Annotated in this window: 12 protein-coding genes; all 12 read right to left on the bottom strand. The window is 69.9% G+C overall.

Annotation, left to right across the window (positions count from 1 at the left end; genetic code table 11):
* Positions 1-6 precede the first annotated feature (6 nt).
* Positions 7-1,188, bottom strand: a complete 1,182-nt coding sequence (mraY, locus tag LRM40_RS04700; RefSeq protein WP_151122178.1) for a phospho-N-acetylmuramoyl-pentapeptide-transferase — start codon at positions 1,186-1,188, stop codon at positions 7-9.
* On the bottom strand, positions 1,178-2,563 hold the full coding sequence (locus tag LRM40_RS04695) for a UDP-N-acetylmuramoyl-tripeptide--D-alanyl-D-alanine ligase (RefSeq protein ID WP_151122179.1): 1,386 nt from the start codon (positions 2,561-2,563) through the stop codon (positions 1,178-1,180). The genes mraY and LRM40_RS04695 overlap by 11 nt, the downstream gene beginning before the upstream one ends.
* Positions 2,560-4,077, bottom strand: coding sequence for a UDP-N-acetylmuramoyl-L-alanyl-D-glutamate--2,6-diaminopimelate ligase (locus tag LRM40_RS04690; RefSeq protein WP_151122180.1), 1,518 nt, complete (start codon positions 4,075-4,077; stop codon positions 2,560-2,562). The genes LRM40_RS04695 and LRM40_RS04690 overlap by 4 nt, the downstream gene beginning before the upstream one ends.
* Positions 4,078-4,123: 46 nt before the next feature.
* Complete coding sequence (locus tag LRM40_RS04685; RefSeq protein ID WP_151122181.1) at positions 4,124-5,914, bottom strand: peptidoglycan D,D-transpeptidase FtsI family protein; 1,791 nt, start codon at positions 5,912-5,914, stop codon at positions 4,124-4,126.
* Positions 5,911-6,219: a cell division protein FtsL gene (ftsL, locus tag LRM40_RS04680; RefSeq protein WP_151122182.1), complete on the bottom strand. Its 309-nt coding sequence runs from the start codon at positions 6,217-6,219 to the stop codon at positions 5,911-5,913. Before ftsL ends, LRM40_RS04685 begins: the two co-directional genes overlap by 4 nt.
* Positions 6,216-7,154 carry a 16S rRNA (cytosine(1402)-N(4))-methyltransferase RsmH gene (gene rsmH / locus LRM40_RS04675; RefSeq protein ID WP_151122183.1) on the bottom strand — a complete coding sequence of 313 codons (939 nt, stop codon included), beginning with the start codon at positions 7,152-7,154 and terminating at the stop codon, positions 6,216-6,218. Before rsmH ends, ftsL begins: the two co-directional genes overlap by 4 nt.
* A gap of 10 nt (positions 7,155-7,164) precedes the next feature.
* Positions 7,165-7,593: a division/cell wall cluster transcriptional repressor MraZ gene (locus LRM40_RS04670; protein ID WP_151122206.1), complete on the bottom strand. Its 429-nt coding sequence runs from the start codon at positions 7,591-7,593 to the stop codon at positions 7,165-7,167.
* Between the two features lie 262 nt (positions 7,594-7,855).
* Positions 7,856-8,281, bottom strand: a complete 426-nt coding sequence (locus LRM40_RS04665; RefSeq protein ID WP_151122184.1) for an organic hydroperoxide resistance protein — start codon at positions 8,279-8,281, stop codon at positions 7,856-7,858.
* A 181-nt stretch (positions 8,282-8,462) separates the two neighbouring features.
* On the bottom strand, positions 8,463-8,717 hold the full coding sequence (locus LRM40_RS04660) for a formate dehydrogenase subunit delta (protein WP_151122185.1): 255 nt from the start codon (positions 8,715-8,717) through the stop codon (positions 8,463-8,465).
* An 81-nt stretch (positions 8,718-8,798) separates the two neighbouring features.
* On the bottom strand, positions 8,799-11,678 hold the full coding sequence (gene fdhF, locus LRM40_RS04655; protein ID WP_151122186.1) for a formate dehydrogenase subunit alpha: 2,880 nt from the start codon (positions 11,676-11,678) through the stop codon (positions 8,799-8,801).
* Positions 11,679-11,691: 13 nt separating this feature from the next.
* Positions 11,692-13,248, bottom strand: a complete 1,557-nt coding sequence (locus LRM40_RS04650; RefSeq protein WP_151122187.1) for a formate dehydrogenase beta subunit — start codon at positions 13,246-13,248, stop codon at positions 11,692-11,694.
* A 2-nt stretch (positions 13,249-13,250) separates the two neighbouring features.
* Positions 13,251-13,736: a formate dehydrogenase subunit gamma gene (locus tag LRM40_RS04645; protein ID WP_151122188.1), complete on the bottom strand. Its 486-nt coding sequence runs from the start codon at positions 13,734-13,736 to the stop codon at positions 13,251-13,253.
* Positions 13,737-13,757 lie beyond the last annotated feature (21 nt).

Genomic DNA, 13,757 nt, shown 5'->3' with positions numbered 1-13,757 from the left:
GTCGGGTCACCGCAGCTTCAGGCTGGCCAGGCCGATCAGGCACAGCAGCATCGTGATGATCCAGAAGCGGATCACCACCTGGGTCTCGTTCCAGCCGGACTTCTCGAAGTGGTGGTGCAGCGGCGCCATCTTCAGCAGGCGCCGGCCCTCGCCGTACTTCTTCTTCGTGTACTTGAACCAGCTGACCTGCAGCATCACCGACAGGGCTTCGGCGACGAACACGCCACCCATCACGCCCAGCAGGATCTCCTGGCGCGTGATGACCGCGATGGTGCCCAGGGCGCCGCCCAGGGACAGCGCGCCCACGTCGCCCATGAAGACCTGGGCCGGGTGGGCGTTGAACCACAGGAAGGCCAGCCCCGAGCCGACGATGGCGGCGCACAGAATCATCAGCTCGCCGGCACCCGGGATGTAGGGGAAGAGCAGGTACTTGGCGTACACGGCATTGCCCACCACGTAGGCGAAGAGGGCCAGCGCGCCCGACACCAGCACCACCGGCATGATGGCCAGGCCGTCCAGCCCGTCGGTCAGGTTGACCGCGTTGCTGGCGCCGACGATGACGAACCAGGTCAGGGCCATGAAACCGAACACGCCCAGCGGATAGCTGATGCTCTTGAAGAAGGGCAGCATCAGGTCGGCCTTGGGCGGCAGCTCGTTGGAGAAGCCGCTCTGCACCCAGCGCACGAAGAGCTCGATGACCCGCACATTGGTCGTCTCGGACACGCTGAAGGCCAGGTACAGCGCCGCGACCACGCCGATCAATGTCTGCCAGAAGAACTTCTCGCGCGAGCGCATGCCCTCGGGGTTCTTGTCCACCACCTTGCGCCAGTCGTCGGTCCAGCCGATGGCGCCGAAGCCGAAGGTGACCATCATCACGACCCAGACGAAGCGGTTGCTCCAGTCGCTCCACAGCAGCGTGGCCACGCCGATGCCGATCAGGATCAGCGCGCCCCCCATCGTGGGCGTGCCGGCCTTGGCCAGGTGGGTCTGCACCCCGTACTCGCGGATGGGCTGACCGATCTTCAGCTCGGTCAGGCGACGGATCAGCCAGGGGCCGAAGGCCAGGCCGATGACCAGCGCGGTCATGGCCGCCATCACGGCCCGGAAGGTCAGGTACTGGAAGACGCGCAGGAAACCGAATTGTTCGGGGTACAGCCCCTGCAGCCACTGGGCCAGACTAAGCAGCATGGGTGTCCTCCCCGGCGGCAATGGTCTGCAGGGCAGCCACCACCTGTTCCATCTTCATGAAGCGCGAGCCCTTGACCAGCACCGAGGCGAAGGCCGGGCGCTGACCCAGCGCCGCCACCAGTTCGGCCGTGGTGGCGAAGTGCCGGGCCCCGGCGCCGTAGGCACGGGCGGCATCGGCCGCGGCGGCGCCGGCGCACCAGAGCTGCTCGATGCCCTGCTCGCGCGCGGCCTGGCCCACCTCGGCGTGGAAGGCCGGCCCCTGGTCGCCGACCTCGCCCATGTCGCCCAGCACCAGCCAGCGCGGGCCGGGCAGCTCGGCCAGCACCGCAATGGCGGCACGCACCGAGTCGGGGTTGGCGTTGTAGCTGTCGTCGATCAGCGTGCGGGCCTGGCCGTCCAGCACCAGCGGGCGCACCATCGAGCGGCCCTTGACCGGCGTGAAGGCCTGCAGGCCCTGCACCACGGCGGCCAGCGGCACGCCGGCGGCCAGGGCGCAGGCGGTGGCGGCCAGCGCGTTGCGGATGTTGTGGCGCCCGGCGATGGCCAACTTCACCGACGCATCGCCCGCCGGGGTGTGCAGCTGCAGGGCCCAGTGGTCGACCTGCCAGGTGGCGTCGCCGGTGACATCGGCGTGCTCGGGCGCGAAGGTGAGCACGCGACGCTCGCCGGCCAGCGTGCGCCACAACGGGGTGTAGGCGTCATCGGCCGGGAACACCGCCACGCCGTCGGCCGGCAGGGCGCTGAGCACGCTGCCGTTCTCGCGCGCCACGGCCTCGACCGTCTGCATGAACTCCAGATGCTCGCGCTGGGCGTTGTTGACCAGGGCCACAGTGGGCTGGGCGATGGCGGCCAGCTCGGCGATCTCGCCGGGGTGGTTCATGCCCAGCTCGACCACCGCCAGGCGGTGTGCGGACCGCAGGCCGAGCACGGTCAGCGGCACGCCGATGTGGTTGTTCAGGTTGCCTGCGGTGGCCAGGGCCTGCTCGCCCGCGGCGGCGCGCAGGATGCTGGCGATCATCTGGGTGGTGGTGGTCTTGCCGTTGCTGCCGGTCACCGCGATCAGCGGCAGGCTGTGGCGCGCGCGCCAGCCGGTGGCCAGCTGCTGCAGTGCCTGCAGCGTGTCGGCCACCTGCAGGCCCGGCAGGCCGCAGGCGGCCACGCCGCGGCTGCCGATCACCGCCACCGCCCCGGCCGCCGCGGCCTGGGGCAGGAAGTCGTGGGCATCGAAGCGCTCGCCGCGCAGGGCGACGAAGCAGTCCCCGGCCGCCAGGGTGCGGGTGTCGGTGTGGACACGGCGCAGCACCGGGTCGCCCTCGCCCAGGCGCTGTGCGCCGGGGATGAGCTGGGCCGCCAGGGACAGGGTGAGCTCGGTCACGCGGCGCTCCTGGCGTGCAGCCCGGCCTGGGCCACCTCGAGATCCGAGAAGGGGTGCTTCACGCCGGCCACGTCCTGGTAGTCCTCGTGGCCCTTGCCGGCCAGCAGCACCACGTCCTGCGGACCGGCCGCGGCCAGGGTCTGCAGGATGGCCAGGCGGCGGTCCACCTCGATCTGCACCTTGAGCGAACCCGTCGGATCGCTCATGCCGGCCACGATCTGGTCGACGATGGCCTGCGGGTTCTCATGGCGCGGGTTGTCGCTGGTGACGACCACGCGGTCGGCGCGCTGCTGGGCGATGGCGCCCATCAGCGGGCGCTTGGTGGCGTCGCGGTCCCCCCCGCAGCCGAACACGCACCAGAGCTGGCCACCGCGGGCCTGGGCCATGGGGCGCAGCGCCTCCACGGCCTTTTCCAGCGCATCGGGGGTGTGGGCGTAGTCCACCACCACTTCAGGCTGGCCTGCACCGGCGCTGACGCGCTGCATGCGGCCCGGCACCGGGGTGATGTGGTGGGCGACGAGGGCCGCATCGGTCAGCGGCACGCCCAGCGCGCGCAGGCCGCCGATCACGCCCAGCAGGTTGCTGATGTTGTACTGGCCGATCAGGCCGGTCTGCACCGGCAGGTCCTGCTCGCCGCCGGCCTCGGCCAGCAGGAAGCGCAGGCCCTGGGCGGTGTAGCCCACTTCACGTGCCTGGATGCGGGCCTCGCCCTGGGCCGAGACCGTCCACAGATCCAGCCCGCTGCCGGCCAGTTCGGCCACCAGCTTGGCGCCCTGCGGGTCGTCCACGTTGATCACCGCGGACTTCAGGCCGTCCCAGCCGAAGAGGCGGCGCTTCTCGGTCCAGTAGGCGGCCATGTCGCCGTGGTAGTCCAGGTGGTCGCGGGTGAAGTTGGTGAACAGGGCCACCGCGATGCGCGTGCCGGCCATGCGCTCCTCGGCGATGCCGATGGACGAGGCCTCGATCGCGCAGGCCCGCAGCCCCTGCCGGACCATGTCGGCAAAGCTGGCCTGCAGCACCACCGGGTCCGGCGTGGTCAGGCCGGTGAAGCGGATGTGGCCTTCGCCCCGGCCCGGCACCGGCGGGGTGCCCACGCCCAGCGTGCCCACCAGGCCGCAGGGCCGGTCCAGCATGCCCAGGGCCTGGGCCGTCCACCAGGCGCTGGAGGTCTTGCCATTGGTGCCAGTGACGGCGACGACCTTCAACGCATCGCTGGGGCGGCCGAAGTAGGCATCGGCGATGCGGCCGGTGGCCTCCTTCAGGTTCGGCAGCGCGGCCACGCGAGAGTCCTCGAAGCCGTAGGCCTCGATGCCCTCGAGCTCGACGATGCAGGTGGCGGCCCCGGCGTCCAGGGCGGCCTGCACGTACTGGCGGCCATCGGTGACCTGACCGGGCCAGGCGATGAAACCGTCGCCCGGCTGCACCAGTCGGCTGTCGGTGCGCAGGGTTCCGGTGACCCAGGACTGCAGCCAGCGTGCGGCCGCTTCGGGACTTTTCAGGTGGGTGATGCTCATGGTTGGATGCCTCCGGCCAGTTCACCGGGGTGTGCGGTGCGGGCCATCAGTGCTGCTCCACGTCTTCGTTCTCCGCCGCCGCGGCGGCGGCCGCCGCCGTCAACACCGAGGGCGGCTTCATGTCCATGTCGGGCGGCACGCCCATCGTGCGCAGGGTCTGCTCGGCCACGGCCTTGAAGACCGGCGCCGAGACCAGGCCGCCGTAGTGAATGGGGGTGGGCTCGTCGACCATCACGGAGATGATCACGCGCGGGGTGTCGATCGGGGCGATGCCGGTGAACCAGGCGCGGTATTTTCCCGCAGCGTAGCCCCGGCCTTCCTGCTTGGCCGCCGTGCCGGTCTTGCCGCCGGCGGAATAGCCGGTCAGCGCCGCCAGCGGCGCCGTGCCTTCCTTGCTGACGGTGCCGCGCAGCATCTGGCGCATGGTGCGGGCGGTCTGCGGCTTGAAGATGCGCACCGGGGTGCCGGCCGGGTGGCCCTTGACCAGGGTCAGCGGCGCCAGTTCGCCATCGCGGGCGATGGCGGTGTAGGCGTGGGCGATCTGCAGCAGCGAGGCGGACAGGCCGTAGCCGTAGGCCATGGTGGCCTTCTCGACCGGCTTCCAGGTGCGCCAGGGCCGCAGCCGGCCGGTGGCCACGCCGGGGAAGCCGATCTGCGGCTTGCTGCCGAAGCCCAGGGCGGCGTACATCTCGCCCATCTCGCGCGGGTCCAGGTGCTGCGAGAGCTTGACGGTGCCGACGTTGCTGGATTTCTGGATGATCTGTGCGACCGTCAGCGAGGGGTGCGAGTGGGCGCCGTCGTTCACGCGCAGCGGCCCGACCATGAAGGGCATGGTGTCCAGCACCGTGTCGGGCGTGGCATAGCCGTCCTCGATGACCTTGCTGATCACGAAGGGCTTGACGGTGGAGCCGGGCTCGAAGACGTCGGTGACCGCGCGGTTGCGCAGCTGACCGCCGGTCAGGTTGTGGCGCTCCTCGGGCGTGTAGCTCGGGTAGTTGGCCATGGCCAGGATCTCGCCGGTCTGCGCGTCCAGCACCACCACGCTGCCCGCCTTGGCATGATGCTGCTCCACGGCGTCGCGGATGCGCTGGTAGGCGATGGCCTGCAGCTTGGAGTCGATGGTCAGCTGCACGTCGCTGCCGTCGCGCGGGTCCACCGGCTCACCCAGGTCTTCGACAATGCGGCCCAGACGGTCCTTGACCACCCCGCGCGAGCCACTGTGGCCCTGCAGCTGGGCCTGGTAGGCCAGCTCGATGCCCTCCTGCCCCTGGTCGTTGACGTCGGTGAAGCCCACCACCTGGGCGGCGGCCTCGTTCTCGGGGTAGCGGCGCAGGTAGCCCGGCTCCAGCGTCAGACCCTTGATGCGCAGGGCCCGGATCTGCTGGGCCACGCCGCCATCGACCTGGCGCTTGAGCACGGCATAGGCGCCGTCGTCGGCCAGCTTGGCGTCCAGCTCCCTGGCCTTGATGCCCAGCAGGGCCACGAGCTCGCGCTTCTCCTCGTCGCTGGCCTTGAACTGCTGCGGGTTGATCGACACCGTGGGTGCATAGACGCTGATGGCCAGCAGCTGGCCATTGCGGTCCAGGATGCGACCGCGGTTGGCCGGCAGATCCAGGGTGGAGGCGTAGCGCTCCTCACCCTTCTTCTGGAAGAAGTCGGCGTGCAGCACCTGCACGTAGAGCGCCCGGACCACCAGCACGACAAAGCCCAGGCCCACCAGCAGCACCAGGAAGCGGCTGCGCCAGGGCGGCGTCTTGGAGGCCAGCAGCGGGCTGGTCGAGTAGTTCACGCCGCGCACCGACTGTGCGGCACCGGCCCGGCGGGTGCCGCCGCTCATGGCGTGCCTCCCGAGGCGGCCGAGGCCGGACGGGCCGGCGCTTGCGGGTCGTTCACGTAGAGCGTGACGTCCGGCGTGGCCAGGCGCATCTGCAGCTTCTCGCGCGCGTCGCGTTCCACCCGCAGGTGGGTGCCTTCGCTGCGGCGCTCGGCCTCCAGCCGCGTGGCGTCGGAGGCCAGCTGGCGCTCTTCGGCCTTGGCCTTCTCCAGGTCGGCAAAGGCGCGGCGGGCCTCGTAGCTGGTCTTGACCAGGTACATGGCGCTGGCCATCAGGGCCAGCAGCAGCACGGTGCTCAGGCGGTTCACGCCGCACCTCCGGCCAGCGGCAGCCGCTCGGCCACCCGCAGCACGGCCGAGCGCGAGCGCGGGTTGGCCTTGATCTCTGCCGCCGAGGGCTTGATGCGGCCCAGGGGCTTGAGGCGCAGCACGCGGCTGGGCGGCGCGAAGGGCGCGCGACGGTCCACCTCCTCGCGGCTCTCGTGCGCGATGAAATTCTTGACGATGCGGTCTTCCAGCGAGTGGAAGCTGATCACCGCCAGATGGCCGCCGGACGCCAACAGGCCCAGCGCCGCGCTCAGACCTTGCTCGAGCTCTTCCAGTTCGGCGTTGACCAGAATCCGAAGGGCTTGAAACGTCCGGGTCGCGGGGTCCTGCCCCGGCTCGCGGGTGCGGACCGAACGAGCCACGAGTTCGGCCAGCTCACCGGTGGTGCGAAGCGGCTGTCCGCTCTCGCGGCGAGCCACAAGCGCCTTTGCAATGGATGCAGCAAACCGTTCTTCGCCGTAATCACGGATCACCTGTGCGATGTGACGCTCGTCGGCCCGCGCCAGGAACTCCGCGGCGCTCTCGCCCCGCGTGGTGTCCATGCGCATGTCCAGCGGACCATCGAAACGGAAGCTGAAGCCGCGAGCTGGGTTGTCGATCTGGGGCGAGCTGACGCCCAGGTCCAGCAGCACCCCTGTGATGGAGCCTGCCGGCAGCACCTCGCCCATGCGGGCGAAGCTGCAGTGGTGGATGGCGAAGCGGGGATCGCGGATGGCGTGCTCGCCCTCGGTGGCGGCAGCCACCGCCTCCGGGTCCTTGTCGAAGGCGATCAGCCGGCCCTGCGGGCCCAGGCGCGAGAGCAGCAGGCGCGCATGGCCGCCGCGGCCGAAGGTGCCGTCGACATAGGTGCCGTTGGGATCGGTGAGGGCAGCCTCCACCGTCTCGTTCAGCAGCACGGTGGTGTGGACGAAGCTCATGGGGCGGGCCTCACATCACCAGCTTGCTGACGCTGTCGGGCATGGGCTGCGCCAGCGTCGCGTCTTCCAGGGCCTGGTGGCGGCCGCGGTCCCAGATCTCCATCCGGGTGCCCATGCCCACCAGCACCAGCTCGCGGTCCAGGCCGGCCCAGCGGCGCAGCTCGGGCGAGAGCTGGATGCGCGAGCCGCTGTCGATCTCCACGTCCAGCGCGCTGCCGATGAAGATGCGGCGCCAGGACTCGGCGTCCATCGGCAGGCCCATCAGCTTGGCGCGGAATTCCTCCCAGGCGGGACGGGGAAACAGCAGCAGGCAGCGCGAGGGGCTCTTGGTCACGGTCATCTGGCCCGCGCACAGGGCGGCCAGGCCGTCGCGATGACGGGCCGGGACGGTCATCCGCCCCTTGCCGTCCAGCGTCAGCTCGGACTCCCCCTGAAGCACAAATTCCGCCACGAGACCCCACTAAAGTGCACTTTCCCCCACTTTACTGCACCGCCACCCCACGGGTCAACGCAACTTGGTCCAAAAAATCAATGAAATCAGTCACTTAGATAGCAATTCAAAGGTGATTGACCCTCATTTTTGCGTTCAAAAGCAATGACTTGCAGGGGGCTCTCAAAGTGATGGATGAAATCCCCGGCCCACGCAAAAACGCCCCGGGGCCGCTGCTGCGGCGCCGGGGCGTGGGGCCAGACGGGGCGGATCAGACCAGGGTCAGGCGCACATCGATGTTGTTGCGGGTGGCATTGGAGTACGGACAGACGATGTGGGCACGGTCCACGATCTGCTGCGCGACCTCGCGGTCCACGCCCGGCAGGGTGATGCGCAATTCGACCTCGATGCCGAAGCCGGTGGGAATGGCCCCGATGCCCACCGTGCCCTGCACCGTGGTGTCGGCCGGCACGGGCAGCTTGTCGCGGGTGCCCACGAACTTCATCGCGCCCAGGAAGCAGGCGCTGTAACCGGCGGCGAACAGCTGCTCGGGGTTGGTGCCCGGGCCGCCGTCGCCACCCAGTTCACGCGGCACGCTCAGCGTCACGTCGACGCGGCCGTCGTCACTGCGGGCGTGGCCGGCGCGGCCGCCGGTGGCATGGGCGGTGGCTTGGTAAAGGACTTTCTCGATCGACATGGTGTGGCTCCTGACAGGTGGGGGATGGGCACGCCCAGCGGCATGCATGGAGCGAACTTTATATGTTTCACGATTCAATCGCACACTATCTTATTTATCCCTGCAGCTGCCGAGCCTTTGGCGCGGCACGGCTGCAGCCGGCCCTGCTTGCTGCTAGGCCGGTGGCGTGGCGCTGTGCGGATCAGGTGTTGGGCGCAGGGCGGCCCAGGCCCACCGCCAGGCTGCCCCGGTGGGCCTGCACGGCCCGCAGGACGACCGGGCTCAGGCCCTCCCCCGCCCGCGCATCCAGATGGGCCAGCAGCGCCTGGCGCATGCGCGGCTCCCAGAACTTGCGCAGGTGCAGGGCGATCTCCCGGGACGCCTCGTCGGCATCCGGCATCGATTCGAAGAACTGGCCGATGCGGTTGGCCATCCTCACCAGGTTGTCAATGTCCATGCGCGCCCCGTCCCTGTTGGCTCTGTCGTCGTGCGACCTGTGCGGCCCGCCGGCGCAGGCCGGCAGGCGTCTTCATCGTGCTCATTTGCCGGTCGCCTCGGCACGTTCCCGGCCCCGGGCCAGGAACTCCATCTGCTGCCGGTTGAAGTCGGCGTACTGGCGCTGCCATTCCGAGGGCTGCAGCACCTTGGTGACCTGCACCGCGGTCACCTTGTACTCCGGGCAGTTGGTGGCCCAGTCGGAGCTGTCGGTGGTGATGACGTTGGCGCCCGACTCCGGGAAGTGGAAGGTGGTGTAGACCACGCCCGGCTGCATGCGGTCGCTCAGCTGCGCCCGCAGCACGGTCTGCCCGGCGCGGCTAGCCACGCCCACCCAATCGCCTTGCGCGACGCCGCGCTCCTCGGCGTCGTGGGGGTGGATTTCCAGGACGTCCTCGTCATGCCATTGGTTGTTCGGCGTGCGGCGCGTCTGCGCGCCCACGTTGTACTGGCTGAGGATGCGCCCGGTGGTCAGCAGCAGCGGGTAGCGGCCGTTGACCTTCTCGTCGCTGGGCACGTACTGGGTGTTGAAGAAGCGCCCCTTGCCACGCACGAACTTCTCCACATGCATCAGCGAGGTGCCGGCTTCCGCGGTGGTCTCGTTGCAGGGCCACTGCACGCTGCCGAAGCGGTCGATCTTCTCGTAGGTGACGCCGGCGAAGCTGGGGGTGAGCGCCGCGATCTCGCGCATGATGTCCTCCGGATGCCGGTAGTCCATCGGGTAGCCCAGCGCGGTGGACAGCATGGCCGTGGCCTCCCAGTCGCCCACGCCGGACAGCGGGGGCATCACCTGCCGCACGCGGCTGATGCGGCGCTCGGCGTTGGTGAAGGTGCCGTCCTTCTCCAGGAAGCTGGAGCCCGGCAACAGCACATGGGCGTACTTGGCGGTCTCGTTGAGGAAGATGTCCTGCACGACGATGCACTCCATCGCCGAGAGCGCCGCCGCCACATGCTGGGTGTTGGGGTCGCTCTGGACGATGTCCTCGCCCACGCAGTACAGGCCCTTGAAGCTGCCGGCCAGCGCGGCCTCGAACATGTTCGGGATGCGCAGGCCCGGCTCGGGGCTCAACTCCACGCCCCAGGCCGCCTCGAAGGTGCTGCGCACCGTGGTGTCGCTGATGTGGCGGTAGCCGGGCAGTTCGTGCGGGAAGCTGCCCATGTCGCAGCTGCCCTGCACATTGTTCTGGCCGCGCAGTGGGTTCACGCCCACACCCTCGCGCCCCACCATGCCGCAGGCCATGGCCAGGTTGCAGATGCCGATCACCATGGTCGAGCCCTGCGCATGCTCGGTCACGCCCAGCCCGTAGTAGATGGCCGAGTTGGGACCGGCGGCGAACAAGCGCGCGGCGGCACGCAGCTCGGCGGCCGGCACGCCGGTCACCGGCTCGAAGGCCTCGGGCGAGTTCTCCGGACGGGCGACGAATTCGCGCCATGCGTGGAAGCTCTTGGTGTCGCAGCGCTCGGCGACATAGGCTTCGTTGACCAGGCCCTCGGTGACCACCACATGCGCCATCGCGGTGATGACGGCCACGTTGGTGCCGGGCTGCAGCGCCAGATGGTGCTGGGCCCGGATGTGCGGGGAGCTGACCAGATCGATGCGGCGCGGATCCACCACGATCAGTTGGGCGCCCTCGCGCAGACGCTTCTTCATGCGCGAGGCGAACACCGGGTGCGCGTCGGTCGGGTTGGCGCCGATGACCATGATCACGTCGGCCTCTTCCACCGACTTGAAGGTCTGGGTGCCGGCCGAGGTTCCGAAGGTCTGGCCCATGCCGTAACCGGTGGGCGAGTGGCAGACCCGCGCGCAGGTGTCCACGTTGTTGGTGTTGAAGGCCGCGCGGATCAGCTTCTGGACGAGGTAGACCTCCTCGTTGGTGCAGCGCGAGGAGGTGATGCCGCCCACCGAATCCTTGCCGTGCTTGGCCTGGATGGCCTTGAAGCGCGTGGCGGCGAACTCGATCGCTTCGGGCCAGCTGACCTCGCGCCAGGCGTCGGTAATCTTCTCGCGCACCATGGGCTGGGTGATGCGGTCCTTGTGGGTGGCATAGCCCCAGGCAAAGCGGCCCTTCACGCAGGAATGGCCCTCGTTGGCCTTGCCGTCCTTCCAGGGCACCATGCGCACGACGGTGTTGCCCTTCATCTCGGCCTTGAAGCCGCAGCCCACGCCGCAGTAGGCGCAGGTGGTGATGACGCTGTGCTCGGGCTGGCCGAGCTCGATCACCGTCTTCTCCTGCAGCGTGGCGGTGGGGCAGGCCTGCACGCAGGCGCCGCAGCTGACGCATTCGCTGTCCATGAAGGGCTGGTCCTGGCCCGGCGAGACCCGCGACTCGAAGCCGCGCCCGCTGATCGTCAGCGCGAAGGTGCCCTGGGTCTCCTCGCAGGCGCGCACGCAGCGGTTGCAGACGATGCACTTGCTGGGGTCGTAGGTGAAGTAGGGGTTGGAAGCGTCCTTCTTCGCATCGCAGTGGTGGGCCCCCGCGGCCGCCCCCACGCCGTAGCGCACGTTACGCAGGCCGGTGACGCCGGCCATGTCCTGCAGCTCGCAGTCGCCGTTGGCGCTGCAGGTCAGGCAGTCCAGCGGGTGGTCGCTGATGTAGAGCTCCATCACGCCCTTGCGCAACTGCTGCAGCTTGGGTGTCTGAGTGCGCACCACCATGCCGGCCTCCGCCGGGGTGGTGCACGAGGCCGGAAAGCCGCGGCGGCCCTCGATCTCCACCAGGCACAGGCGGCAGGAGCCGAAGGGCTCCAGGCTGTCGGTGGCGCAGAGCTTGGGCACGTTCACGCCGGCCTCGACGGCCGCCCGCATCAGCGAGGTGCCCTGAGGCACGCTGACGGCCATGCCGTCGATGGTCAGCGTGACGGTCTTGTCCGAGACCCGGGCCGGGGTGCCGTGGTCGATCTCGTTCTTGAGGTGTTGCAGCATCGTCTTCTCCTGCTCAGGCCGCGCGCTCGCTGGGGGGCGCAATGCCGAAGTCCTCGGGATAGTGGTCCAGGGCCGAGAGCACCGGATAGGGTGTCATGCCCCCCATCGCGCACAGGCTGCCGGCCAGCATGGTGTCGCACAGGTCGCGCAGCAAGATGACCTGCTCGGCCCGGCGCTCGTCGCGCACAATGCGGTCGATCACCTCGACGCCGCGCGTGCTGCCGATGCGGCAGGGCGTGCACTTGCCGCAGCTCTCGAGCGCGCAGAACTCCATGGCGTAGCGCGCCAGCGCGGCCATGTCGGCCGTGTCGTCGTGCACCACGATGCCGCCGTGGCCCACCACCGCGCCGAAGGCGGCATAGGCCTCGTAGTCCAGCGGAACGTCCCACTTCGATTCGGGCACATAGGCACCCAGCGGGCCACCCACCTGCACCGCCTTGACCGGCCGGCCGCTGCGGGTGCCGCCGCCGAAGCCGTAAATCAGCTCGCGCAGGGTCAGGCCGAAGGCCTTCTCCACCAGGCCGCCGTGCCGGATGTTGCCGGCCAGCTGGAAGGGCAGCGTGCCGTGCGAGCGGCCCACGCCGTAGTTGCGGTAGAAGTCCGCCCCGCGCGCCAGGATGATGGGCACGCTGGCCAGGGTGATCACGTTGTTGATGACGGTGGGCTGGCCGAACAGGCCCTGCAGTGCCGGCAGCGGCGGCTTGGCCCGCACGATGCCCCGCTTGCCCTCGATGCTCTCCAGCATCGCGGTTTCCTCACCGCAGACGTAGGCGCCGGCGGCCTTGCGCACCTCCAGGTGGAAGGCCCGGCCGCAGCCGCAGACGTCCTCGCCCAGGAAGCCGGCCTGCGTGGCCAGGGCGATGGCCTCGTTCATCGTGGCCACCGCGTGCGGATATTCCGAGCGGATGTAGACCACCCCGTGCGTTGCGCCCACCGCCAGGCCGGCGATGGCCATGCCCTCGATCAGCATGAAGGGGTCACCCTCCATGGTCATGCGGTCGGAGTAGGTGCCCGAGTCGCCCTCGTCGGCATTGCAGACCACGTACTTCTGGTCGGCCACCGCCTCGGCCACGGTCTTCCACTTGATGCCGGCCGGAAAGGCCGCGCCGCCCCGGCCGCGCAGCCCGGAATGGGTGACCTCGTGGATCACCTCCGCGGGCGGCATGGCCGCGGCGCGCTGCAGGCCGGCCCAGCCCTCATGGGCGGCGTAGTCAGCCAATGAGAGCGGGTCCGTCACCCCCACGCGGCGGAAGGTGAGCCGTTCCTGCAAGGCCAGAAAGGGGATCTGCTCGGTCACGCCGTGACCGAGCGCGTGCGCGCCGCCGGACAGAAAGCCGGCCTCGAACAGGCCGGGCACGTCCTGCGGCGCGACCGGACCGTAGGCCATGCGCCCCCCGGGCGTCTGCACCTCCACCAGCGGCTCCAGCCAGAACAGGCCGCGCGAGCCGTTGCGCACCAGGTTCACGGCCAGGCCGCGCCGGGCGGCTTCGGCGGTGATGGCCGCGGCCACCTCGTCGGCCCCGGCCGCCAGCGCCGCCGAATCGCGCGGCACGTAGATCGTCGTGCTCATGCTCATTGCGGCCTCCCCACATCGGCCAGCAGCTGCTCCAGCCGCTCCGGCGTGACCCGGGCGTGCGGCCTGTCATCGATCTGCACCGCCGGCGAGGAGGCGCACAGTCCCAGGCAGTACACCGGCTCCAAGGTCACCGCACCGTCGGCCCGCGTCTCGTGACGCTGGCAGCCCAGGATCCGCTCGGCGTGCGCCAGCAGCGCCTCGCCCCCGCAGGCCTGGCAGGCCTCGGCCCGGCACACCTGCACCACCCGGCGGCCCGGCGCCTCGCGGCGGAAGAAGTGGTAGTAGGTGATGACGCCGTGCACCTCGGCGCGCGAGAGATTCAGCGCCCGTGCGATCGAGGGCACCGCGTCATCGGGCACATGGCCCAGGGCATCCTGCACCGCATGCAGCAGGGGCAGCAAGGCCCCGGGCGTGTCGCGGTGCGCGGCCACGATCTCGGCCACCCGGGCCAGGTCTTGCGCGGAACTTGGAATCAGCTTCATGGATGACAGGCCGCCCGGAGC

This window comes from Ideonella dechloratans (assembly GCF_021049305.1).
Lineage (GTDB): Bacteria > Pseudomonadota > Gammaproteobacteria > Burkholderiales > Burkholderiaceae_C > Ideonella > Ideonella dechloratans.
The sequence above is the reverse complement of the archived record's forward strand: the minus strand, read 5'-3'. Positions and strand labels throughout refer to the sequence as shown.